The following is a 21732-nucleotide window of genomic DNA, read 5'->3' as shown; positions in this document are numbered from 1 at the left end:
GTGTCTGATACCAACCTTGGTACACTCAACAGACAACACTATCGATGTTGAGACGCAATGCTCAAGGCCGGACAAATTAGGGGGGGTAACCCCATTCTCCTTTCGTGAATGTGAGCGTATAATCACCACAAAGTCCCAATATCAATATCAAACAATAAGAGGGATGGTCATGCAGCATCAGGCTAATAACACAATGGTAGTGAGCGCCGGTATGAACTTACCCGTCGCCACAGCTCAAATTGTCCAGTTTAATATGGCTCAGCCCATCGATAACACGTTACAACGTGATGATGTTTATTGGTTGGACATGTGCCTAACTCCTAGGCCAGGAAACGTCCGCGCGCGCTACTCCGATCACTGGGCACCAGAGCGCTACAAAAACTTGGGCAACCTTTTTTTGTTACCTCCTGGCGAACGATTGCACACTCGTAGTGATGGCTGTATTCAACAAAGTTCTCTCTTGTGTCAGTTAAAGCGCGAGGAAATTGTTGAATGGTTTGATGGTGATATCAATTGGACTGATCAGCGGCTAGAAGCGAGTTTGGATATCAGCGAAGCTAATGTACGCAGCTTGTTGCTTAGGTTGGCCGAGGAGCTCCGTCATCCGGGATTTGCTAGCGAAACGTTGGTAGAGCTGATTATCGCGCAACTGTGTATCGAGCTAAGACGCTTTTGCGTCAGTGTGCGCGAAGCGCCACGCCCGGGAGGGCTTACAGGCTGGCGGCTACGGGCCATCGATGAGCGCTTGCAAGAAGTCCGCGAAGCGCCGAGCTTGTCAGAGCTAGCGGACATCTGTGGATTATCAATAAGGCAAATGACGCGCGGATTCAGAGCAAGTCGGGATTGTTCCATCGGGGATTACGTAGCTAATAATCGAATTGAGCAGGCGCGTAAACTACTGGCCACAGACTTAAGCATTAAAGCCATTGCCTATACTCTCGGTTTTGCCTCGCCATCCAGTTTCTGTTATGCCTTTCGTCGCGCAACTGATGAAACTCCCGGTGAACACCGACAGCGTTTAAAAAGAACCGGCATATAAACGCAGTCTTCGCGATAAAACACAGTACCCATCCCCGTACACCGGGCACAGGCTTGTGCCCGGCTCCATTACCGCGTTATTGCTGAGCTCTAAGTTTACCGGTGCTTGGCCGACCTTATAAACGGTTGGTCGTTGCTCTAAACCATTTTCGGTTGCTAGTGAGAGGTGACCCAGGCCACTATGTTCGTGCATATAAATGAACGATAACTAGCCGCTGAGCTCAGCATTGAGGGAATAACCATGGCGAAGCCACTTTGGGCAGCAGATCAATTAATTGAACAAGCGCAGGCGGCCACAGGGCTGCAAGACTTTGACAACGATAGCTTTCGCGAAGGCTTAGATGTATTGATCGGCGATCTGAATAACAATAACCCACCCGAACAATCCATTGAAAGATTAAGACAAGCATTGGTGGGGGCGTTATCAACTCGACTGAAAATATCGGATTACCATAGGAACCATCCAGAATTACAACAACAAAAGATTGAAAAACCGGTTTTTGTATTCGGAGTGCCTCGTACCGGCACCACTTTGTTGAGTAATCTAATGGCGGCGGATCCAGCTCGTAGGTCTCCGCTTACCTGGGAAATAGACGACCCAATTCCACCTGCCTCAAGCGAAACACTCTATTCAGACCCGAGAGCAGTAGCACGCCTAGAGATGGAAAAGAAAATGCTGGCTGCTAATCCTACTATGGGTAAATATTATCGTAACTCGGCTATCTATCCTAATGAGTGCGTCTTTTTTATGGCGCACGATTTCAAAACTCTGATGTGGGAGTCCCGAGGCCGTTGTCCTAATTATCGTGATTGGTTGTTTTCGACTGATATGACCTCAGCGTATCAATACCATAAGAAGTTTCTACAGGTATTGCAATCTAAGGCACCCGGGGTTTGGAATTTAAAAATGCCATCCCACGCACTCTTTTTGGAAACACTAATTACGGTTTATCCCGACGCAAAACTAGTGTGGACCCATCGTGATCCGTTGGCAGCTACCGGTTCGTTTGCTAGCTTGTTGTCACTGGGTTTTGGCGCTTTTGCGGGGGAGAAAGACGACGCTTATCTAGGTAAAAATGCGCTTTATCAGGCTCCGTTGCACGCCAACAGAATCATGGATTTTAGAGATAAACACGGCGAAGATCGAGTTGTGGATGTGCATTACGCCGATTTAATGAATAACCCCGTTGGAACCATGAAATCTTTATATGCAGCGTTGGGCGATGAGTTTACGCCGGCTGCCGAGCAGGGGATGCAGGCGTGGTTAGACGATAACCCGCAAAACAAATTCGGTCGTCATGAATATAAACTGGAGCAGTATGGGTTGTCCGAGCAGATGGTTAATACGGCATTTAAGCGATATATCGAGCGTTACGACATTGAGAGTGAGGGTGTATAGAGCGACGAAATAAGGTTCATAATGCCTCACCCTCCACCTCTAGTAATTATTCATTCGCGACAAAGCGCCTCGGTTTAGCCATAAGTTATGGCTGAACCGCTTTATCGCATTCTCAATGTTACGTTTAATGCTGATCCTGTCATTTATTCAATTACGGTGGATTCCTTGATCGATTTGAGCAACAAAATTTGCGTTGTCACTGGTGGCAGTAAGGGTATCGGCTTGGCCATTGCTTCTCTTTTGGCACAAGCGTCTGCTCATGTGATTATCGCCGATGTGGATTCCACTGGCGCTCAGCAAGCAGCGGCTGACTTGAATGCAAAGGGCGCTCTGGTTAATGCTCTGGAGATGGATGTATCCAATGAAGACAGCATACTGCGGTTTTCTCAGAATTTATTGGAACAATTTGGCTCGCCCTGGGCTTTAATCAATAACGCCGGTTTGCAAGACCGACAACATTTTCTCGATACCAGCGCGCAAGAGTGGGATAGGCTACATGGCGTAAATGCCCGTGGTCCTTTTTTGCTAACCCGGGAGTTTGCCAGGATGATGATCACGAACGCTCAAGGTGGCCGAGTGGTCAATTTAGCGTCCATGGTTTTGCAGGGTGGGATCGTCCAGGGGTTGGTAGCCTACGGAGCATCCAAAGGAGCCTTGTTGGGTTTAAGTCAAACTACAGCCTATGAATTAGCCGAACACGGAATTACGGTTAACACCGTTTTACCCGGTGGCGTGGCCACTCCGGGAGCGAATGCAGCCAAAGGGCCGCCTGCCTGTGGGCCTGGTTCGCGTAACGTACCATTGGGCCGGTGTGAGCCTAAAGATATCGCATCAGCAGTACTCTATTTTGTGTCACCGATGGCGCGTCGAGTGACCAATCAAGTGCTCGCCGTTGATGGCGGGTTTTCAGTGAGTTGAGGCAGCTAGTAAGGAAACGTCTATGGATACTCAACATGTACAAGATTGGATAGCTCTGTGCAATGCTAAGGCGCAGTATTGCCGACTGTTGGATACCAAAAAATGGCAAGCGTGGTCTGATTTATGGACCGACGATTTTGTGCTAGATACCGATGGTGCGGGCAATATTCCGTTGGTAAAAGGTAAACAAGCGGCTTTGGCGCAGGTGAGATCCTCCATAGAATACGCGAAAACCTGCCACCATGTTCACAACCCAGAGATCGATATACAAGGCAATGAGGCAAGTGTGATATGGGCCATGCAAGACCGGGTAGTCTGGGGGGATGGTAAGCCGTCGCTCACTGGCTTTGGGCATTATCATGAGCTGTGGTTGAAAATCGATGGCGTTTGGAAGCTACAAAAGCTAAAGCTAACCCGTCTGCATTTGGATGTAACAGCGCCACTAGAATAGCTTCGATTAGTTAAACGGGTGGCCGATTAAATAATTAAAACTGACCGAGAAGTATATGAGTAACCAATTCGACAACCGCGTGGTGGTCATTACCGGGGCTGGTAGCGGCCTAGGTCAAACCAGCGCCCAATTGTTTGCAAAGCAAGGTGCACACCTTGTTTTAATTGACCTCAACTCTGAAGGCTTGGCGCAAACTCAAGCTAATATAGAAGCTGAAGGTGGCACAGCTGAGAGCTTCACTCTAGACGTGTCAGATGAACAATCCGTCAAAGAAGTGGGCGAAGCCATTTGCGGCAAGCACGAGTTGGTACATGTGTTGTACAACAATGCAGGTATTGCCTACGGTGAAGTGAATTTACCGATTAATCAGATATCCAAAGAAAAATGGCTGCATTATTTGTCTGTTAACAGCCTGGCGCCACTGATGTTGGCCGAAGCGTTACGCCCCTCTTTAGCGCGCGCCAAAGGGGTTATTATTAAACAAACTTCCATGGCTTCTTATGTGCCTGCCAACGGCTATGGTGTTAGCAAGGCGATGCTCAATTCCCTGATTTATGGTATGGCTAATGTATATGGCGCTGAGGGTATTAGAGCGGTAGGTATTGCTCCTGGTTTGATGGAGACCCCGGCGAACAAAGCGGCACTGACCGCTGAAACCCACGCAAGAATTCAAGCGATGCAGCTTGTGGATTTACACGGCACCGCGAGCGACATCGCCAATCTGGCATTGTTTTTAGCATCGAATGAAGGCCGTTTTATTAATTGCGAAATTGTTAACTGTGATGCAGGAAACAAACTGCGGGGATGGCGAGGTTAGCCATTGAGCGTATCTGAGCCGTCTCATTTCATTACGGCCGAGGGAATTTCTTTTTATATTGAACAAGTGCCTGGAGAGCCGGCTACCATTTTCTTGCATGGTTTCGCTGGTGACATGGCGTCTTGGTCGTTAGTTTGGGATCAATTACCGGAAAACTTTCCCCGAATTCGTTACGACCTACGAGGCTTTGGTCTTAGTAAAATCACGGTGCCAGAGCCTTTTAGTCATACCTCAGACCTTCTGTCTTTGGTGAACTCATTAAATTTATCTCGTTTTAATGTTGTAGGCCTGTCGATGGGTGGCGCCATCGCGTTAAATTTTGCTCTGGGATACCCGCAAAGACTGAACAAACTAGTCCTGTTGAGTCCTGGTTTGGTCGGTTGGCAATGGTCGGAGCCGTGGGTGGAAAAGTGGCGGTCCATAACCGCCGCCGCGCGAAGCGGTAACATGGCCACAGCTAAGCAGAGTTGGTGGCAGCATCCATTGTTCGATACCACTCGGCGAACAGCCGATGCCAACCTGTTGTATGATTCTATCGCGCGATATTCCGGAGAAGAGTGGCTGAAGGATTACCAACAAGAAGCGCTTCCCGATATAGATCGGCTCATTACTTTACAAGTGGAAACCTTATTACTTACCGGTGAACGAGACCTAGATGACTTCCGTTTAATTGCCAGTTTGATCGAAAACGCCGCTCAGCGCGTTACGCGTGTTGATCACCAAGGGCTAGGCCACCTTATAAACATAGAGTCTCCTGCGGTGGTGGCAGAACATATCTTAGATTTTCTAACCGACTAAAAATACAGTATGAAAAAAACTATCGTTATTACTGGCGCAAATTCAGGTATTGGCCTTGCTGCGACTCGTCACTTCGCCAGCGGTGGTGTGCGGGTGGTCATGGCGTGTCGCAGTGCCAGCAAAGCAGAAGCCGCGCGATCGGAGGTTTTAGCGCAAACACCTAAGGCCGATGTGATTGTGATGGCGCTGGATGTTTCCAATCTCGATTCCATAAGGGCATTTTCACAACTGTTTGGTTCGCAGGTGGGCCAATGGGACGTGTTGATAAATAACGCCGGAATCGTTGCGCTACCGTTAACGCGCAATGGTCATGGCCACGAGATGCAAATGGCCACAAATTACCTTGGGGCGTTTGCGCTTAGTGGGCTGTTATTGCCGCATGCGAATATGGATGAGGAATCTCCGGCCAGAATTGTCAATGTAAACAGTTTGGCGCACCGGTTTGGTGAATTATCAGTGGAAAACCTAAATTGGCGGGCGGAGGAGTACAACGAGTGGAAGGCCTATGCCAATGGTAAATTGGCGCTTATGAACCATACATTGGAATTAAATCGGCGACTCCAAAGCCTAGGGCGTAATGTTATTGCGTTGTCTGCTCACCCTGGATTTGCCAATACCAATATCCATAAAGGCAATGTTTCTTTTGAGCAAACCGGTGCCCTGCGTAAATGGTTGCGTAAACAGGGTGAAAAGATCGTTCCCGATGCCCAAGACGCTGTAAGACCAATCATCATGGCAGCTGAATCGAATCCGGTGTTAGGTGGAGACTATTACGGCCCAGGTGGTTTTTTGGAAATCGGTGGTAAACCAGACAAAGCTCGGATCAATAAAAAAGCTCATGAAGAGGCTGTCACTGGCAAGCTCTGGGCCGAGTCGGAGCGTTTGGCGGGCGTGAGTTATTTATCCTAGTTTCTACCTCTGGCGCCTTTGGTAAACATCGCAGATTGAAAGTATGCCCAACTCGGCTCTTCATTATTGAGAATGTTGCCGTTACTGGGGGTTTGTTTACGCAGATCGTAGGTAACCACTCGTTGGGCAAAGCGCCATTTACCATCGTCGCACAAACGATAGCGATCCAAATAACGTACGCACATAAAGTCTTCTAGTTCACCGCCTTTGCCGTCAGGGATTATATGATAAGCAAGTGCGTAGACTTCACCCTCGGCGGTGTCACCGTCCACTGAAATTAAGTGGTTACATACATGATGACCACTGTATTTCATATACGGAAATGACTTTTCTAAGAAGGCGACGTAGTCACTCGCCTTACCGTCAAAGGTATCTCCGTGGGTATCGGTGGCGTCCTCTGTATACAGATCTCTGAGCAAGCCTACATCCTGGCGATCTACGCCTCGGCAGTACAGCAGTGCTAATTCCCGAATGGCTTCTTTGGCGAAGTAATTATTTAAATCTTGTGCTGACATAGCTATATCCGATTTTATAATTTTGTGACGATTAACCCAAGGTAATGCCCTGGTCGATGTTGATAACTGCGCCATGAAAGCTGGATGCCGCAGGCGTGGCCAAATAGGCAACGGTATGTGCAACCTCTTCAATTTCCACCATACCGCGCAGGGGTGCCATTCGGCCTAGTAGTTGCGGATCGGGGGATTTAATATTTCTCATTGCGTGTGTAATAGACGTGGCCATACCTCCTGGCGCGACGACATTAAAGCGTACCTTGCGGTTCATATACTCCATCGCCAGGGATTTGGTTAGCTGTGTTAAGCCCGCCTTTGTAGCGCTGTAGGCGCCAATATATGGTTGGCCTAAATGGGCCGCGCAGGAGGTAACGTTAACCACAGAACCCTGGCTTTCTTCCAAAGCGGGTAGGGCGCGTTGGATTAGGTAAAAGGGAGCGCTGAGATTGACCGCCAAGGTGCTTTCCCATTGCTGTGATGTGAAGTCTGATACATTGGCGGGGAATAAAACAGCCGCGATATTACACAAGGCGTGGATGCCGCCAAACTGCTTAAGTGCATAATCGATTACAGCGTAACAATCTGACTGTGAGCTAAGATCTTGAACCAGCGTAAATGTGCTTAGTTGGGAAGATGCCAATAAGGACTTTGTTTCGGCCAATGCATCGGCATCAATGTCTACAAGCAATAGGTTCGCATCCAGCCGTGTCAGTGCCTCTGCGGTTGCACGCCCTAAGCCGCCTCCAGCGCCAGTTACGATCACCGATTTATCTCGCATGGAAGAAGGTTGCATCATATTATTTCCAAAAGTGTTAAGTGGCAGAATTACACTGCAAAGGTATAACCGCCATTAACGGGGTAAGTTTGCCCGGTAATCCATGAGGCAGCATCGGAACATAAAAACAGCGTCATCATGGCCACATCAGACGGCTTGCCAAAACGCCGTACAACATAGCGGGATACATGCTTTTGGGCGCGCTCACTGGCCAGATATTCTTGCAGTTGAGCTTCGGGTAAGGGTGGCTCTAAGGTAGATAAGGAAATCGAATTACAAGTAACGCCAAAACGGCCTGCTTCTTTGGCTAAGCCTCGCATAAAGCCTGCGGCGCCAGCTTTGGCTGCACCATAGGTTGTTAGTCGAGATTCTCCAATCCTGCCCGCGTCGGATACGATGGTGACCACTCGGCCGCCACCGGCTTTGGTCATTCCGGGTAAAATTCTATGGCAACAATTCATCACGCCAAATAAATTGGTTTTGAAGTATTTTTCCCAATCGTCGCGAGGGGAATCCCAAAATAGCGGTGAACTATTCATGGCGTCTGTTGGCCCTGCGTTGCCCGCGTTGTTAACTAGAATGGAAAAGGTTCCAAGCTGTTGCTCCGCGTGGGTGATCGCTGTGTCTAATGCGTCGGTATCACTCACGTCGGCAGCGGCAGCAACGGCAGGCACGCCTAGGGCTTTAATTTCTTCTGCCACGGCCTGGGCGCGTTGTTTTACAAAGTCGTTCACTGCAATGCCGCCGGCATTGTGTTTTGCTAAAGTAAGCGCTATTTCTCTACCGGCGCCTTGACCTGCACCGGTGACAAACGCTATTTGTCCTGCTAGGTCGAGAGGGTCATCGCCAATCATAAAATTTCCTATGCATTTTTGTTATTAAATTGAATGCGCTTATTGACTTCTGTGGCGTGTGAAGTTGTGCGCACATATTTATTGGGTGTGAAAACGTTATCGATTGACCGGAATTATTATGTTTTGTATATTCGGTATATGTCGAATATAGCAAAGAATAAAATCAATGCGCAACAACTTGAGTTCATCGAAGAGATGTCTCGAGTCATGTTACCTTGGGGAATGCCCGTTACAGCCGCCAGAATTTTTAGCTTTCTTCTGTTGCAGGAAACGACCGTAGGTTTAGACGACATCTGTGATAAATTATCTATAAGTAAAAGTACCGCCAGTGTCTCTGCTCGCGAATTAGAGCGGGCCGGTATGGTGAAGCGCCATAGCGTGCGTGGTAGTAAAAAAGTACTGTACAGTATTGGCCAGGGCCATACGGTGTTAATGTTAGATAAAGCCAAAATGCTTGGCCAAATGGCCGCAATGTTACGCTCCAACACTGAGGTTGCTGGTAATCCTATCGCAGAAGCACGTATGCTTGCCATGGCTCAGTTCTGTCAGAATTTGAAATCGTCTTTAATTCAGGTTACCCAAGACATTAGCACGGACTGGAACGAAGACGGCCCAAAAGGTAACAAAGCCGATCGTTAGCGGACCAAGTCTCAAGGTTATTGGATTCACTTGGCACTGATGTCTGCTCAGCATAAGTAGAAAATAAAAACTAAGCCAGGTGTGATTCTTTTGGATTCGGCTATTCAATCGCATGCAGGGCATCCAGGACATCCAGGACATGCACACTATGGTGCGCCAGGGCGGATGTCGATAACCGGATTCTGTACATAAGTAAGTGGGTGATTGATGTCAGCCGCTAACGCAATCTCCTACCTCGTTTTCTTTAATTTTCATCGGTACTGCGCCAAGAGTGGTTCACGCTTTTCTTAGCTGCTGGCTAAGGTAAGGATCTTCTAGCCGGGCTTGTGTAGCTAATTCAATATATTCAAAAGGGATTCCTAAGAAAATCATGTGCTGGTCAGCAAAAACCGGACACTAAATATTCAGTTTTAAAGGTGTGAGGATAGCTTTCAGGTGCCTGAGCGAGTTTCTATCAATGCAGTCAAGCTTTGGGGCTTTTATTAATTGTAAGTGGATTTATTGATAAGTCTCGATAATCGAACGAATTATAAGGGCGACTTTGAGCAAGATAACTGATCCACTAAAGGTACTAATTTTTCAATGACAATCTTTGCATTAAAGTGCTCAGCTACCGAGGCAATGAGACCAGCACGTATGCGGAAAATAAATACGTCTGAATTTGTATAGGATGAGCGATCGATTAGAGTGGCATTAGATGTAGACTCTGCTTCGGCTATCACCCTATCTTCTTCGGCGGTCAGAGATTGAATGTTGAATTCCAAACGCTCTGGGAATATTTTCCCCAATTTACGCGTCATTTATTGATAGCTTGTTCCGTCGCTGTGGCCGCTTAGGGTGGTCCAGCCTGTAAAATCATCAGTGATCATTTCATCTGGTAGACCGCCTCGGCGCATCGAAATAAGCTCGTGCTAACGTTTTATTTTCTTCGTACATATCTCGTACCCATCAAACTTCGATAGCAATTTTACCGAAATGACCATTGTTATTCAGAGTGATGAAGGCATCTGGCAATGACTCTAGCGGAAAAGTGGCGCCGATATAGGGTTTGATCCGGTCTAGTTCCATTGCTTTTACCATTGTAATTTGATCGGCTCGGCTACCAACGGTAACCCCCTGTAATCGTAATCGTTTGGACTGTATAACCGCAAAAGGGATAGTATCAATGTCGAAGCCTGCAGCTGCACCAATAATCGCTACATGGGCTCCAGTACGGCAGGCTTTCAGTGATTGTGCCATCGTGTTTGGGCCTCCCACTTCTACCACTACATCGACACCAATGCCGTTGGTTAGGGACAATACTGCATCGGCCCAATTACCAGTTTTGGTGTAGTTAACCACATGATCTGCGCCCATGTGCTCAAGCTTTTCCATTTTCTTTTCATTAGAAGTAGTAGCAATCACTTTAGCGCCTGCAGCTTTAGCAAACTGCAGCGCGAACAGAGAAACGCCACCTGTGCCTAAAATCAGTACTGTGTTTCCTGGTTTAACGTCGGCGTCTACGGCGACAGCACGCCATGCAGTAACGCCTGCGCATGTCAGTGTTGCACTCTCGGTAAATGAAAGGTGCTGAGGCGCATGTGTAAAGTGATGTGCCGGTCTTGTTACGATGTCACAGGCAAAACCATCCGCAGGGCCGCCAGGGCTGTTATTCAGTTGTGTTCGTTCAATATGGCCAGTCAACCAATTCGGATGAAAAGTACTGACAACACGATCACCAATAACAAATTCTTTTACGTTTTTGCCGGCAGCTATGATTTCGCCAGCTCCGTCAGATAATGGGATTAACCCATTATCAACTGGAAAGAAACCATTGACCACCAAACCATCTCTAAAATTGACGGAAGCCCCTTTAATGCGTACCTGAATTTCATCAGGCCCGGGAGTAGAGATCTCGATTGAATCTAGGTATAGGTTTTTCAGCGAAGCAGGCTGTCGTAGTCGCATTGCTCTCATATTGGTGGCCTTTAGAATGTGAGGTAATTCCCGTTGGGCGTTGCTACGACGCTTTTATGGCGGTTTCTGATCTCTAAGTTGCCCGTTTTATTGACTGCGCGGCCGGTAATTCTAATTTGGCAGTAGATTCAGGCCGACCCCATGTATCGACCCCCGTTTACGCTGATGGTTTGGCCGGTAATATATCCTGCATCAGGTGACGCCAAGTATGCGCAAGCAGCAGCGATGTCGTCACCGGTGCCTAGCCGACCAACAGGTATCATCTTAGCAAAGCCATCCATGTCGATATTACTTACCTTACGTAACATCGGCGTATCAATTGACCCTGGCGGTACCATATTAAAGGTTACACCGCTTTTGCCAAACTCGTTTGCAAGCGCCTTTGTTAATCCAAGTAAACCGCCTTTACTAGCAACGTAGTGCGCTTGGCTAGGTGAACCACTTTGAGTGGACGATGAGGTTATGTTGATAACGCGGCCCCATTTCGCCTCAAGCATGGCAGGCAACATTTCACGAATACAGAGTTGTGGCCCGGTTAGGTTTATACGAATAATGTCGTCCCACAGTTGCTTTGATATATCAAAGTAAGAAACATGAGGCCCTATCGCAGCATTATTTACTAAAATGTTAATGCGACCCAACGCTGCTCGCGTCTGGTCGGCGGCGGACTTAATTGCTTGTTCTTCCGAGCAGTCGGCCTCGATGGCTATTGCTGAGTGTCCTGCGTTTGTAATAGCCCTTACGGTTTCCTCGGCACCAGAAGCGTTGATATCCCAGACAGCTACCTTGGCACCATCGCGCGCGAATCTTTCTGCGATCGATCTTCCCATGCCTGAACCTCCCCCTGTAACGACTGCGACCTTATCATTAAGTGGTGCAGGAATCATTTTCATACGTTTCTCCAGGTAGTCGTTTTGGTATTAAAGTTTAATAAAGGTTTATATTTTACACAGGGCTTACAAATAGTTTGTGGTTATTCTTTATAAGATTGAGCTATCGCATACTCTTTTCTCTACAACGGCCAGTTAGTAACCAGGTTTATTTGTGCGTTCTTTGTATCTCAAAAAATCCGAGTTCAAAAAATATTCACTCTAAAAGATATCCTCTAAATATTTTCATACAAACTGCTCACAGTACAGTGTTTAGCACTCATAGGTTGGGGTTTATCGCACAATGTTCTTTAATTAGGAACGTTACTAAGAGTTTTGTTGGATTGTGCGGCATGCTGTTGTGTAGGCTTCCGATTTCTTTCGGCTTTAGTTTGATAAGGTGTTGGCGAAATATAGCCAATACATTGGCGGTTGTTTTTGGCAGAGGCCAAGCTTAACGGCATAATCGTTGTAATTCTTTTGTGAGGTCTTTGATAAGGTTTCTTGATTGACTGAATTAATCCGTATTGGTTTTAGCTAAAAATCCGTCATAGTATAGTGGTTCCCAATTGCGATAGGCGCTAGCTATGAAAATTTTTCGCACCTTTGAATTCACGGGCGTTGAATCGTTGTTTGTTGACGAGGTAAGCAATCCTGGGCCATTGGCCCGTGGGCAGGTTCGCGTGGCTATGCGGGCTGCTTCAGTTAACTATCGTGATCTATTGGCGGTGACAGGACAGCTGGGGAAATTCCCCGAGGGGTTAATCCCATGCTCGGATGGCGCTGGTGAAATAATAGAAATGGCGCCAGACGTGGGTAGTCTAGATGCTAGGGTAAAGCTGGGTGACAAGGTAGCGCTTACCTATAACCCGCATTGGATCGGCGGGCCTTGGCGGCCAGAACTTGGCGCCAAAGCGCGGGGTGGCCCTTTACCTGGGACCATGCAACGTGAAATGGTGGTACATCATAGCGAGTTGGTGAAGCTGCCAAGCCACTTAAGTTTTGTCGAAGGCGCTTGTTTACCGGTGGCGGCAGTCACCGCGTGGCATGCGTTGTGTGGTAGTGCGGCCTTATTACCTGGTACAACAGTGTTGGTTCAAGGCGGCGGGGGGGTGGCCACATTCGTGGTGCAATTGGCCAAGCTTTTTGGTGCCCGAGTGATTGCTATGTCTTCCACCGATGAGCGCTGTCGGCGGCTAAAAAAACTCGGTGCAGATGGGGTTATCAACTATAGCCTACACACCAACTGGCAGGAAGAAGTTAAAAGATTAACCGGCGGCGTTGGCGTGGATTTAACAGTGGAATTGGGCGGTGCAAAGACTTTGGATAAAGCTCTTGCCAGTACCCGGTTAGGTGGGCGGCTGGCATTGGTGGGGCTGATTACCGGCTGGCCGAACCAGACTGAGTCTTTGTTTTCCTCCAGTGTCGATATTACTCCAATTAGGGTGGGCAGCCGAGACGATTTTGAAGCCTTAAACCGCGCGCTAGAATTTCACCGAGTTGTACCGGTTATCGATTCCACATTTGCGTTCGATGAATTGCCAAAAGCCCTAGAGTATCTAAAGACTGGGCGGCAGTTTGGTAAAATAGCGATCGAATTCTAGTCCCGAGTTAACCTTAAACAAGATAATAACGATTAGTTACTACTAGGACGGTCACCATGCTTTCTATGCGTTTTGATTTACGCTTGCCCAACATGAACGCCGCGCAAATAGCGGATCAATATCACGCTGCTTTGGACATGGCGCAATGGGCTGACGGTAAACCGGGTTTTACCATCGGTTTAACCGAGCACCATGCCGCTGAGGATGGCTATATGTCGTCCCCACTAGTGGTGGCTACCGCCATGGCTGCGCGAACCAGTAATGTTAAATTTCTTATCGGCTGTGCATTACTGCCCATGTACGATCCGGTGCGATTAGCAGAAGAAATCATTGCCTTGGATTACATTAGCCGAGGTAGGGTTACTTATGTTTTGGGGATAGGCTACCGCCCTGAGGAATACGCTCTGTATGGCCTGGACTTTAACGAGCGAGGCCGTATAGCTGATCAAAAGGTTGAGCAATTACTGTGTGAGTTGGACAAGGCCCAGCGGGCTAGTGAGCCCCTGCGCGTTACCCCAGCGCCGTTCACAAGCCCAAGGCCTCCCATTATGTGGGGCGGGGCATCTAAGCCAGCAGCCCGCAGGGCTGGGCGATTAGGCCTTGGTTTCTTTGCACAAACGGACAACCCTGAACTTGGTAAGATCTACAGAGAATCTTCCTTGGCGGCGGGCCACCAGCCCGGCCCACTAGTATTGCCGTCGGCTGATCGGCCCAGTATCGTCTTTGTCGATCCAGACCCAGATTCAGCTTGGCAAGAGCTGGGGCAATACTTATTACAAGACGCTCGGTCCTATGCAGAATGGAACCGAAACACCAAGCACCAAACAGTAAGCTTATCCCAGGCGCAAACGGTAGAATCCTTGCGTGAGGAACGTGCCGCGCATCAAATCCTTACCCCAGCGGAGGCTGTTGGGCAAATTAACCTGTGGGGGTCGTTATCGCTTCATCCCCTGTGCGGTGGATGCCCCCCTAAAATCGCCTGGTCATATCTCACCAATATTGAACAATACTTGTTGCCACTGCTCTAGCGGATGATGACATTTGCTCTTTGTTTTGGTTTAAGTCGGATCCAGTTTTGGTGGGTGGAGTGTTGATCTTTTATTAGCGCCGTGTTCAACGCGTATTAAAACTAACCGTAGGCTTGATGAAAAATCGCAGTGGTAAACATTCGCCTGTGGCTGGCAAAAATATTAACTAACACAATATCGGTTTGTGTTTAATAGCGAAATTTGAAAAGGTTTATCTGTTTTTGGTAGGTGCGTGTAATTGTCCGTTTATATACACAACATCCCGTTTAGTGTTTATCTGCAGCTTTTTTAAAGTGTATTTGTAAAGATTACTGTTGCGAATCATATTTACATATGCGAACTTTTAGAGGTTCGCATCTACGATGCTCGTTCGCACCTGAAACAAAACATCAAATATTTTTTTTTGCAGATGTTTCTGGCTGGAATTGGCGCCTAATTGGGAGTTAATATAACTCGCAATTGTTGCACTGCAGAGTCGTTACAGAACTCGTATGCGCGACTTAAAAAAATAAAACAAATAACGCCAACACGATTTAATACGGTTTATATCAACACTGCTTTGAATTTTGTTGAATTAGTAACGCCTCGTATATTTTAGAAAAATTAAAACGATAGGAGAGAAGTAATGTCTTCTGACATCCAGTCCGTTGATCCTGGCACGCTCACCGAAATTTATCGCCAGATGTCTCGTATAAGAGAAGTCGATAAAGCCATTCAGGGTGGTTTATCCAGCGGTAAATTCATGTTCACCTACTGGCCCATGACTGGGCAAGAGGCCATTCCAGCGTCTATTGCGCCACTAATCAATGAAAAAGACCACATGGTGACAATCTACCGTGGTATTCACGATCAGGTTGCTAAAGGCGTACCTTTAAAAGGTTTGTTCGCAGAAGCGCTGGGCCGTGAAGGCGGTGTGAACAAAGGTAAAGGTGGTTCTCCCCATATTTCCGATCCGGCCTCTGGTTCCATGTTGACCACGGCCATTGTTGGCGCCGGTGCACCCATCGCCAACGGTTTGGCTTTGGCGGAAAAAATGCGGGGTACCGATCGAGTTACCATTGTTAACTTTGGCGATGGTGCAACCAGTATCGGTGCGGTGCACGAGGCCATGAACCTCGCGGGCGTGTGGAAATTACCGGTTATTTTCATGTGTCAAAATAACCAGATTGGCGAATACACCGCCATTCCCGATTACACCGCCAGTGAGAACTTCACCGACCGCGCCGAGGCATTAGGCTTTAGAGGCGTTCAGTTGAACGGAAATGATCCTGTGGCTTTTCACAATGGCATGAAGGAAATCATTGCCAGTGTGCGTGCCGGCAATGGCCCGGTATTTGTTGAGGCGCACACCTTGCGATTGGGGCCCCATGCTGGTGTGGGTTGGAGCCACTTACTCAAAGGTGACGAATTAACCGATGCCAAGGAAAACTGGCCGGTACCTGCGTTGCGAAAGCGGCTGCTGGAAGCTGGCATCTGCAGCGAAGATCAGTTGGCGAAAATAGACAGCGAGGCCGCGCAGGAAACCGCAGAAGCGGTGGCCTGGGCCATGGACAGCAAAGTCACCGGCGAAGATGAAATGCTGTTGGACGTGTATGGCGACCCCAGCGTAGTGCCATACCGCGGCCAGCGAGCAAAACGAGCAGCCGAGCCCGAATACACCGGCGAAACCAAAGAAATGGCCATGTTTGAGGCTGTGCAAAGTGCGTTGGACACCTCCATGCAGCTGGATGACCAGGTGTATTGCTTGGGTGAAGACATCGGCGACGATCCCGGTGGTGTGTTTAAGTGCTTTAAAGGGATGCAAAGTAAGTGGGGCGAGCGAATTCGGCCAACACCCATTGCAGAACAGGCCATTATAGGTGCGGCTACGGGTTCAGCCCTAGTGGGCATGCGCCCAGTGGCGGAGATTATGTTTGCAGATTTCGTCGGTGTTTGTTTGGATCAGATCACCAACCACGCGGCTAAACAGCGTTATATGTCCGGCGCCACCACTAACGTACCCATGACGGTACGTATGATCTGCGGTGGTGGCATTGGTGGTTTTGGCGCCCAGCATTCTCAATCCACAGAGGCATTATTATTACATCAACCAGGTTTGAAAATTGTTTACCCCAGTACGCCCACCGAAGCCAAGGGCCTACTGATGAGTTGTATCTTTGACGAAGATCCCTGTATTCAATTCGAATCCATGATGCTTACCTACGCCCTGCGCGAAGAAGTACCCCTGGGGGATTATCGTATTCCACTGGGTGTGGCTAAAGTAAAACGCGAAGGTACCGACATCACATTAGTGACCTACGGTTGGCAGGTAATGCAGTGTTTGCAAGCTGCTGAAGAATTGGCCAAAGACGGTATCAATGCCGAGGTATTGGATTTACGCACGCTGTTACCTCTGGACTACGACCGTATTTTGTCATCGGCGGAAAAAACTGGCCGTGCGCTGGTGGTGCATGCCGCGGTAGAGTTCTGTGGTTTGGGATCGGAGATCGCCACCACCATTAACGAAGAGTTGTTTACTAAATTAAAGGCGCCTGCGACTCGCTTCGGAGCAGCCTACGCGCCCATAGCCTATTCTAAGACCATCGAAACCGCGCAGGTGCCCAATGTGGCTAGTATTGTTGCCCGTGTTCGTGAAATGTTTAAGTAAAAAGTAAAAGGGGATAATAATGTCAACATCATTGACCATACCAAAACTGCAAATGTCCAGCACCGAAGGCACGCTGGCGGAGTGGCTGGTTGCCGACGGCAGCACTGTAGAAGAGGGGCAGGCAATCTATTCCCTGGAGACCGACAAATCCGTGCAGGAAATTGAAGCTCCAGCGTCGGGTAAGTTGGTGCAAAAACAAGCGGCTGGTGAGACCTACCCGGTGGGTACCGAAATCGGCGAGATCGTTTAACTTCCGCTTTAAATTGGCCCGCGCCTTCATGGTGCGGGCTGTATTCATGTCACGATTACCTAACACATCTACTAGTTGATAAAACAAAGGCCTGTGCCTACCCTGACTCCAATTTTGGTATGCCCTGAACGTCGCTTGCCTTCGGTTCGAGTTGTTCTCTGGGTGTCATGGTTATCAGCCTTAGAGTTACTAAAGCGTAAGCGTTTTTACCTTGGTAGCTGCCCGCATTATAAAAACCGTGACATCAATAGAACTAAACCTGAATAAATTGGGGTAATACTATGAGCTTAAGCGAAAGAGTACTGGTAGTGACCGGTGGCTTGGGCACCTTGGGGCGAGCCGTTACCAGCGCTGCACACCAGGCCGGTGCCACGGTTGTGTGTGTGGATTTTGTTGACGGAGCGCCGGCGCCCGGCATTCATTCTACTCCTGCAGTCGACCTAGGCGATGCCGAGGCTGCGCAGGCCGCTTTTGCTGCAATTGCGGAGCAATTTGGCAAAATTGACGGTGTGGTAAACATTGCTGGCGGCTTTGCTTGGGAAACAGTGGGTGATGGCAGCATCGACACCTGGGATAAAATGTACCAAATGAATGTGCGCACGGCCGTCAATGCCACTAAGAGCGCCTTGCCGCATATTCCGGCATCCGGTGGCCGCATTGTTAGTATCAGTGCTGCGGGCTCCGTGAAGGCCGATATGGGGATGGGCGCATACGCGGCGTCGAAGTCCGGTGTTTCTAAGCTCACTGAGGCGTTGGCCGAGGAGCTTAAAAGCAAGAACATCACGGTAAATGCGGTTATGCCCAGCATTATCGACACGCCGGTTAACCGGCAGGATATGCCAGATGCCGATTTTTCCACCTGGGTAGCGCCAAGCGCGCTGGCAGACGTTATACTCTTCCTGCTGAGTGATAGCGCTGATGCCGTTACCGGTGCCCTTATTCCGGTCACCGGGCGCGTGTAGTAAAAAAACAGAACAATAAACGGAGAGTAAAGATCCATGCCGACAGTAGTTTATATCGACCATGAAGAAACCGAACACGTAGTCGATGTCCCCAATGGCGATAATCTAATGCAGGCCGCATTAGACAACGGCGTGCCTAGTATCCTGGGCGATTGCGGCGGTGCTTGTGCTTGCGCAACCTGCCATGTTTTCGTCGATCCGGCCTGGGCTGAGAAAGTCGGCCCACCCAGCGAAACCGAAGCAGAAATGCTCGAGGGTCTGATCGACCCAGAGCCCACCAGCCGCCTGTGCTGTCAGATCTTTATGAGCGACGAGCTCGATGGCGTTAAGGTTCGCTTACCGGAGTCGCAATTCTAGGGGTTCCCAAATCGCGTTTCCGACCTCAGCCCACTCGTTACCGCGAGTGGGTTTAGTTTTGCAATCCTCTTTTTGTAAGCTTGCCCCAGCCCAAGTGCCACAGGTGTAAGCCATGCCCTTAACGCCGTCTCAATACGCCCAAGCACTCCTCGCCAGCCTTAACTTGCCCAATTTGCCTGTCATTAAAGACGAGCGCAGTGCAACTCAGTTGTGGGCGCAATCTGGTGGCCAATGGCTTACCGGCTATGCCAGCAGCCCCGGTTTACGGTGCCGGGCACCGGTGGCCAGTGCCGTGCAAGGAGCCTGGCTCGCACTACAAGCCATTAGCGATAGCGCCTTGGGGCACAATAGCGCTGCTCATCAATTAATTGGCGAGCGCGCTGCCATCGCTGGGTTAGGGCGCCAAGGCGGCGTGTCCGCCGGCGGCGCCTGCCGATTCTATCGAGCCCAGGATGGCATACTGGCACTCAACTTGGCCCGCCCGGACGATCTCGATCTATTGCCTGCTTGGTTGGAACAGGAACTACCGACCGTAACAGATCTTAAACCTTTTATTGCAACTAAAAGCTGTGATGGTTTACTGCAGCGCGCCCAACTGTTGGGCTTGGCCGCTGCACGGTGGTCACCGCCTGAGCAAGCCAAAGTGCCTGTGAATTGGTATTCTGTCCAGCATTTAGCGGTAAGCCAAGTACCGCCGCGAGCGCCCAGGGTGGTTGATCTCAGCAGTCTATGGGCCGGCCCTTTGTGCGGCGCTTTGCTGGCGGATTGTGGCGCACGGGTAGTGAAAGTGGAAAGTAGTCAACGCCCGGATGGCGCCCGTTTTGGGCCTAGCCAGTTTTACGATCTGTTGCACCACAACAAGCAAAGTGTGGCCGTAGATTTTAAAACCGAGGTAGGCCGGCACCAATTGCGGCAATTACTGGATTGGGCCGACATCGTCATCGAAGCGTCTCGGCCCCGCGCGCTGCAACAATTGGGTATGGACGCCGAGGCGCTGGTGCGCAGCCGTTCCGAGATGGCAAATCAGCCGGGCAAAGTTTGGCTGAGCATAACCGGGTACGGTAGGCAGGGCCCCCAAGCAGAATGGATTGCTTATGGCGATGATGCTGGTGTTGCAGCCGGCTTGGCTTGGGCCTGCACCGGAGAGCAGGGGCCGCCGGTGTTCTGCGCTGATGCTGTGGCAGATCCGCTTACCGGCATACATGGGGCATTGGCGGCCTGGGCATTTTGGCAAGCTGGCGGCGGGGTGGTGTTGGATACCTCGCTGTTTGGCGTTAGCCGTTACTGTGCCAGCTTTTCAGCTGCGAAGGCCGACGACCAACCCCAGGAGCCTACTGAACAAAACCGCTTTACAGTAGCAGAGCCACAGGCGCGGCAGGCAAAGTCCAAGGCTGCTGCCTTGGGTGAACATACCCAAACCGTGATGGCCGAGGTAACATCCGCCCAGGCAAGTGATAAAGGGTAAACGTTGCAGTGTTAGAAGCTGTTAATCAAAGCGGTAATCGCTTTCTGTTGCGCAACGCACAGCTGATCTCCGGTGAGATTGTCGACCTGCGTATTGCCGGCGGGGAAATACAGCAACTGGAGCAGGGCTTGGCTGAGGCGCAGGGTGAAGTTGTAATATCTGCCCAAGGCAATTTGCTGTTGCCGGGCTTGTACGACCACCATCTACATTTATTTGCCACTGCCGCAGCTCAAAACTCTGTTGCTTGCGGCCCCCCCAATGTGAACAACCAAGCCGAGTTGCGCTCTGCGTTAGCTCAGGCACCCGGTAACGACTGGCTGCGTGGTGTAGGCGTGGATGACAGCGTATGCCCCGGTTTAAACGCTCGGTGGTTGGATCAGCTTCAACTCAATCGCCCGGTGCGGCTGCAACATCGTAGCGGTATGCTGTGGGTGTTTAATTCACAGGCCATGGCGGCGCTTAATTTAAGCCAGCCTTTGCCCGAAGGGGTAGAGTTGGATGGCTCGGGCCAGCCCACCGGCCGGTTTTATAATCTGGATGCTTGGCTAGGGCAAAGAATCCCTAAACGGCCTGCCGATTTAACAGCGTTATCCCAAGCGCTGGCACGTTTTGGCATTACCCACCTTACCGATGCCGGTGTTAATAATAACTCAGAAACCTTTTCCGCCCTGAGCCTTGCGCAATCACGGGGAGAGCTGCGGCAAAAGTTGCTGATAATGGGGCAGCCAAGCCTGGCAACGGCGAGCTTACCGGTATCTTCAAAAATTGGCCTAGGCCCTGAGAAAATCTACCTGCGGGAAGTAAACCTCCCGGAGCTAGAGCAGCTGGTTGCACGCATTGATGCCGCCCATAGGCAGCAACGCCCGGTGGCATTTCACTGTGTTACCTTGGTGGAAATTCATTTTGCTGTGGCGGCATTGGCACAGACGCAGTGTATTTTAAACGATCGCATAGAACACGCGTCTGTGGCAGACGATTACGTTCTTCAACAAATGGCCACCCTTGGTGTTACCGCCGTGAGCCAACCTCAGTTTATTTACGAGCGTGGCGATCGTTATCTCAAAGAAGTGGCCAGCGAGGATTTACTCAATCTCTACCGGGGCCGCAGCTTTACCCAGGCCGGTGTCGCTTTTGCTGCCGGCAGTGACGCGCCCTACGGCAGTATCGACCCCTGGTTGGCCATGCGCGCTGCGGTTAATCGACGCACCCGCGCAGGTGAGGAGTTGCAAGGCAATGAAGCCCTCACTCCCTTGGCGGCTTTAAATTTATTTGGTGGGGATTTTATGCATCCAGGCGGGCAGCTAAGAGCCCTGGCGGCGGGGCAGCCTGCAGACCTCGTGCTGATGAAAGCTCCGTGGCAATCGATAGAAAAAAATCTGGCTAGCGACCAAGTGGCATTGACCTTCTGCGATGGCAACATTATTTACGCCGACAGCCAATGGGCCTAATCGGTACTGAAACAATAGCGTTTCTGGAAAAAACGA

General features: G+C 49.7%; 22 protein-coding genes. 16 read left to right on the top strand and 6 right to left on the bottom strand.

The window, feature by feature from the left end; translation table 11 throughout:
* The first annotated feature begins 169 nt into the window (after positions 1-169).
* The 7 genes from ACGHM3_RS15080 (at position 170) to ACGHM3_RS15050 (ending at position 6330) form a co-directional block, all read left to right on the top strand.
* A complete protein-coding gene (locus tag ACGHM3_RS15080) occupies positions 170-1039 on the top strand; it encodes an AraC family transcriptional regulator (protein ID WP_345422862.1) in 870 nt (289 codons plus the stop codon).
* A gap of 240 nt (positions 1040-1279) precedes the next feature.
* On the top strand, positions 1280-2437 hold the full coding sequence (locus ACGHM3_RS15075; protein ID WP_345422859.1) for a sulfotransferase: 1158 nt from the start codon (positions 1280-1282) through the stop codon (positions 2435-2437).
* 87 nt (positions 2438-2524) lie between these two features.
* A complete protein-coding gene (locus ACGHM3_RS15070) occupies positions 2525-3355 on the top strand; it encodes an SDR family oxidoreductase (protein ID WP_345422856.1) in 831 nt (276 codons plus the stop codon).
* 22 nt (positions 3356-3377) lie between these two features.
* The gene (locus ACGHM3_RS15065; RefSeq protein ID WP_345422852.1) at positions 3378-3806 is read left to right on the top strand and encodes a nuclear transport factor 2 family protein; all 429 of its coding nucleotides are present in this window, start codon (positions 3378-3380) and stop codon (positions 3804-3806) included.
* A gap of 55 nt (positions 3807-3861) precedes the next feature.
* On the top strand, positions 3862-4623 hold the full coding sequence (locus tag ACGHM3_RS15060; protein WP_345422849.1) for an SDR family oxidoreductase: 762 nt from the start codon (positions 3862-3864) through the stop codon (positions 4621-4623).
* A 3-nt stretch (positions 4624-4626) separates the two neighbouring features.
* Positions 4627-5421: an alpha/beta hydrolase gene (locus tag ACGHM3_RS15055; RefSeq protein ID WP_345422846.1), complete on the top strand. Its 795-nt coding sequence runs from the start codon at positions 4627-4629 to the stop codon at positions 5419-5421.
* Between the two features lie 9 nt (positions 5422-5430).
* Positions 5431-6330, top strand: a complete 900-nt coding sequence (locus ACGHM3_RS15050; RefSeq protein WP_345422843.1) for an SDR family NAD(P)-dependent oxidoreductase — start codon at positions 5431-5433, stop codon at positions 6328-6330.
* On the opposite strand, the gene ACGHM3_RS15045 is transcribed toward ACGHM3_RS15050, so the two are convergent.
* Genes ACGHM3_RS15045 through ACGHM3_RS15035 form a run of 3 tightly spaced genes read right to left on the bottom strand, consistent with a single transcriptional unit; the run spans position 6327 to position 8471 of the window.
* Positions 6327-6845 (bottom strand): nuclear transport factor 2 family protein, encoded by a 519-nt coding sequence (locus tag ACGHM3_RS15045; RefSeq protein ID WP_345422840.1) that lies wholly within the window; start codon positions 6843-6845, stop codon positions 6327-6329. The two genes, ACGHM3_RS15050 and ACGHM3_RS15045, sit on opposite strands and share 4 nt — an antisense overlap.
* 31 nt (positions 6846-6876) lie before the next feature.
* Positions 6877-7638: an SDR family oxidoreductase gene (locus ACGHM3_RS15040; protein ID WP_345422837.1), complete on the bottom strand. Its 762-nt coding sequence runs from the start codon at positions 7636-7638 to the stop codon at positions 6877-6879.
* Positions 7639-7667: 29 nt separating this feature from the next.
* Complete coding sequence (locus ACGHM3_RS15035) at positions 7668-8471, bottom strand: SDR family oxidoreductase (protein ID WP_345422834.1); 804 nt, start codon at positions 8469-8471, stop codon at positions 7668-7670.
* A gap of 138 nt (positions 8472-8609) precedes the next feature.
* On the opposite strand from ACGHM3_RS15035, the gene ACGHM3_RS15030 reads away from it, so the two are divergent.
* On the top strand, positions 8610-9110 hold the full coding sequence (locus tag ACGHM3_RS15030) for a MarR family transcriptional regulator (protein ID WP_345422831.1): 501 nt from the start codon (positions 8610-8612) through the stop codon (positions 9108-9110).
* 527 nt (positions 9111-9637) lie between these two features.
* On the opposite strand, the gene ACGHM3_RS15025 is transcribed toward ACGHM3_RS15030, so the two are convergent.
* From ACGHM3_RS15025 to ACGHM3_RS15015, 3 genes are all read right to left on the bottom strand, one after another.
* Positions 9638-9910 carry a nuclear transport factor 2 family protein gene (locus ACGHM3_RS15025; RefSeq protein ID WP_345422829.1) on the bottom strand — a complete coding sequence of 91 codons (273 nt, stop codon included), beginning with the start codon at positions 9908-9910 and terminating at the stop codon, positions 9638-9640.
* 148 nt (positions 9911-10058) lie between these two features.
* Complete coding sequence (locus tag ACGHM3_RS15020) at positions 10059-11066, bottom strand: NAD(P)-dependent alcohol dehydrogenase (protein ID WP_345422826.1); 1008 nt, start codon at positions 11064-11066, stop codon at positions 10059-10061.
* Between the two features lie 128 nt (positions 11067-11194).
* Positions 11195-11959, bottom strand: a complete 765-nt coding sequence (locus ACGHM3_RS15015; protein ID WP_345422823.1) for a 3-oxoacyl-ACP reductase FabG — start codon at positions 11957-11959, stop codon at positions 11195-11197.
* Between the two features lie 563 nt (positions 11960-12522).
* On the opposite strand from ACGHM3_RS15015, the gene ACGHM3_RS15010 reads away from it, so the two are divergent.
* From ACGHM3_RS15010 to ACGHM3_RS14975, 8 genes are all read left to right on the top strand, one after another.
* Positions 12523-13539: an NAD(P)-dependent alcohol dehydrogenase gene (locus ACGHM3_RS15010; protein WP_345422820.1), complete on the top strand. Its 1017-nt coding sequence runs from the start codon at positions 12523-12525 to the stop codon at positions 13537-13539.
* A gap of 56 nt (positions 13540-13595) precedes the next feature.
* Positions 13596-14567: an LLM class flavin-dependent oxidoreductase gene (locus ACGHM3_RS15005; RefSeq protein WP_345422817.1), complete on the top strand. Its 972-nt coding sequence runs from the start codon at positions 13596-13598 to the stop codon at positions 14565-14567.
* A gap of 625 nt (positions 14568-15192) precedes the next feature.
* Positions 15193-17214, top strand: coding sequence for a thiamine pyrophosphate-dependent enzyme (locus tag ACGHM3_RS15000; RefSeq protein ID WP_345422815.1), 2022 nt, complete (start codon positions 15193-15195; stop codon positions 17212-17214).
* 19 nt (positions 17215-17233) lie between these two features.
* Positions 17234-17464, top strand: coding sequence for a lipoyl domain-containing protein (locus tag ACGHM3_RS14995; RefSeq protein WP_345422812.1), 231 nt, complete (start codon positions 17234-17236; stop codon positions 17462-17464).
* Between the two features lie 281 nt (positions 17465-17745).
* Positions 17746-18426, top strand: a complete 681-nt coding sequence (locus ACGHM3_RS14990; RefSeq protein ID WP_345422810.1) for an SDR family oxidoreductase — start codon at positions 17746-17748, stop codon at positions 18424-18426.
* 36 nt (positions 18427-18462) lie between these two features.
* Positions 18463-18783, top strand: a complete 321-nt coding sequence (locus ACGHM3_RS14985) for a 2Fe-2S iron-sulfur cluster-binding protein (protein ID WP_345422807.1) — start codon at positions 18463-18465, stop codon at positions 18781-18783.
* A gap of 112 nt (positions 18784-18895) precedes the next feature.
* Positions 18896-20248 carry a CoA transferase gene (locus tag ACGHM3_RS14980; protein ID WP_345422804.1) on the top strand — a complete coding sequence of 451 codons (1353 nt, stop codon included), beginning with the start codon at positions 18896-18898 and terminating at the stop codon, positions 20246-20248.
* A gap of 8 nt (positions 20249-20256) precedes the next feature.
* Positions 20257-21696: an amidohydrolase family protein gene (locus ACGHM3_RS14975; protein ID WP_345422801.1), complete on the top strand. Its 1440-nt coding sequence runs from the start codon at positions 20257-20259 to the stop codon at positions 21694-21696.
* The last annotated feature ends 36 nt before the right edge of the window (positions 21697-21732 follow it).

The organism is Halioxenophilus aromaticivorans (assembly GCF_042850945.1).
GTDB classification, from domain to species: domain Bacteria; phylum Pseudomonadota; class Gammaproteobacteria; order Pseudomonadales; family Cellvibrionaceae; genus Halioxenophilus; species Halioxenophilus aromaticivorans.
This window is presented reverse-complemented; position numbering and strand designations above follow the sequence as displayed.

Coding starts and splice junctions, on each gene's coding strand:
- ACGHM3_RS15080 (WP_345422862.1), top strand. CDS start 170: ATGCAGCATCAGGCTAATAACACAATGGTAGTGAGCGCCGGTATGAAC.
- ACGHM3_RS15075 (WP_345422859.1), top strand. CDS start 1,280: ATGGCGAAGCCACTTTGGGCAGCAGATCAATTAATTGAACAAGCGCAG.
- ACGHM3_RS15070 (WP_345422856.1), top strand. CDS start 2,525: ATGGCTGAACCGCTTTATCGCATTCTCAATGTTACGTTTAATGCTGAT.
- ACGHM3_RS15065 (WP_345422852.1), top strand. CDS start 3,378: ATGGATACTCAACATGTACAAGATTGGATAGCTCTGTGCAATGCTAAG.
- ACGHM3_RS15060 (WP_345422849.1), top strand. CDS start 3,862: ATGAGTAACCAATTCGACAACCGCGTGGTGGTCATTACCGGGGCTGGT.
- ACGHM3_RS15050 (WP_345422843.1), top strand. CDS start 5,431: ATGAAAAAAACTATCGTTATTACTGGCGCAAATTCAGGTATTGGCCTT.
- ACGHM3_RS15045 (WP_345422840.1), bottom strand. CDS start 6,845: ATGTCAGCACAAGATTTAAATAATTACTTCGCCAAAGAAGCCATTCGG.
- ACGHM3_RS15040 (WP_345422837.1), bottom strand. CDS start 7,638: ATGATGCAACCTTCTTCCATGCGAGATAAATCGGTGATCGTAACTGGC.
- ACGHM3_RS15035 (WP_345422834.1), bottom strand. CDS start 8,471: ATGATTGGCGATGACCCTCTCGACCTAGCAGGACAAATAGCGTTTGTC.
- ACGHM3_RS15030 (WP_345422831.1), top strand. CDS start 8,610: ATGTCGAATATAGCAAAGAATAAAATCAATGCGCAACAACTTGAGTTC.
- ACGHM3_RS15025 (WP_345422829.1), bottom strand. CDS start 9,910: ATGACGCGTAAATTGGGGAAAATATTCCCAGAGCGTTTGGAATTCAAC.
- ACGHM3_RS15020 (WP_345422826.1), bottom strand. CDS start 11,066: ATGAGAGCAATGCGACTACGACAGCCTGCTTCGCTGAAAAACCTATAC.
- ACGHM3_RS15015 (WP_345422823.1), bottom strand. CDS start 11,959: ATGAAAATGATTCCTGCACCACTTAATGATAAGGTCGCAGTCGTTACA.
- ACGHM3_RS15010 (WP_345422820.1), top strand. CDS start 12,523: ATGAAAATTTTTCGCACCTTTGAATTCACGGGCGTTGAATCGTTGTTT.
- ACGHM3_RS15005 (WP_345422817.1), top strand. CDS start 13,596: ATGCTTTCTATGCGTTTTGATTTACGCTTGCCCAACATGAACGCCGCG.
- ACGHM3_RS15000 (WP_345422815.1), top strand. CDS start 15,193: ATGTCTTCTGACATCCAGTCCGTTGATCCTGGCACGCTCACCGAAATT.
- ACGHM3_RS14995 (WP_345422812.1), top strand. CDS start 17,234: ATGTCAACATCATTGACCATACCAAAACTGCAAATGTCCAGCACCGAA.
- ACGHM3_RS14990 (WP_345422810.1), top strand. CDS start 17,746: ATGAGCTTAAGCGAAAGAGTACTGGTAGTGACCGGTGGCTTGGGCACC.
- ACGHM3_RS14985 (WP_345422807.1), top strand. CDS start 18,463: ATGCCGACAGTAGTTTATATCGACCATGAAGAAACCGAACACGTAGTC.
- ACGHM3_RS14980 (WP_345422804.1), top strand. CDS start 18,896: ATGCCCTTAACGCCGTCTCAATACGCCCAAGCACTCCTCGCCAGCCTT.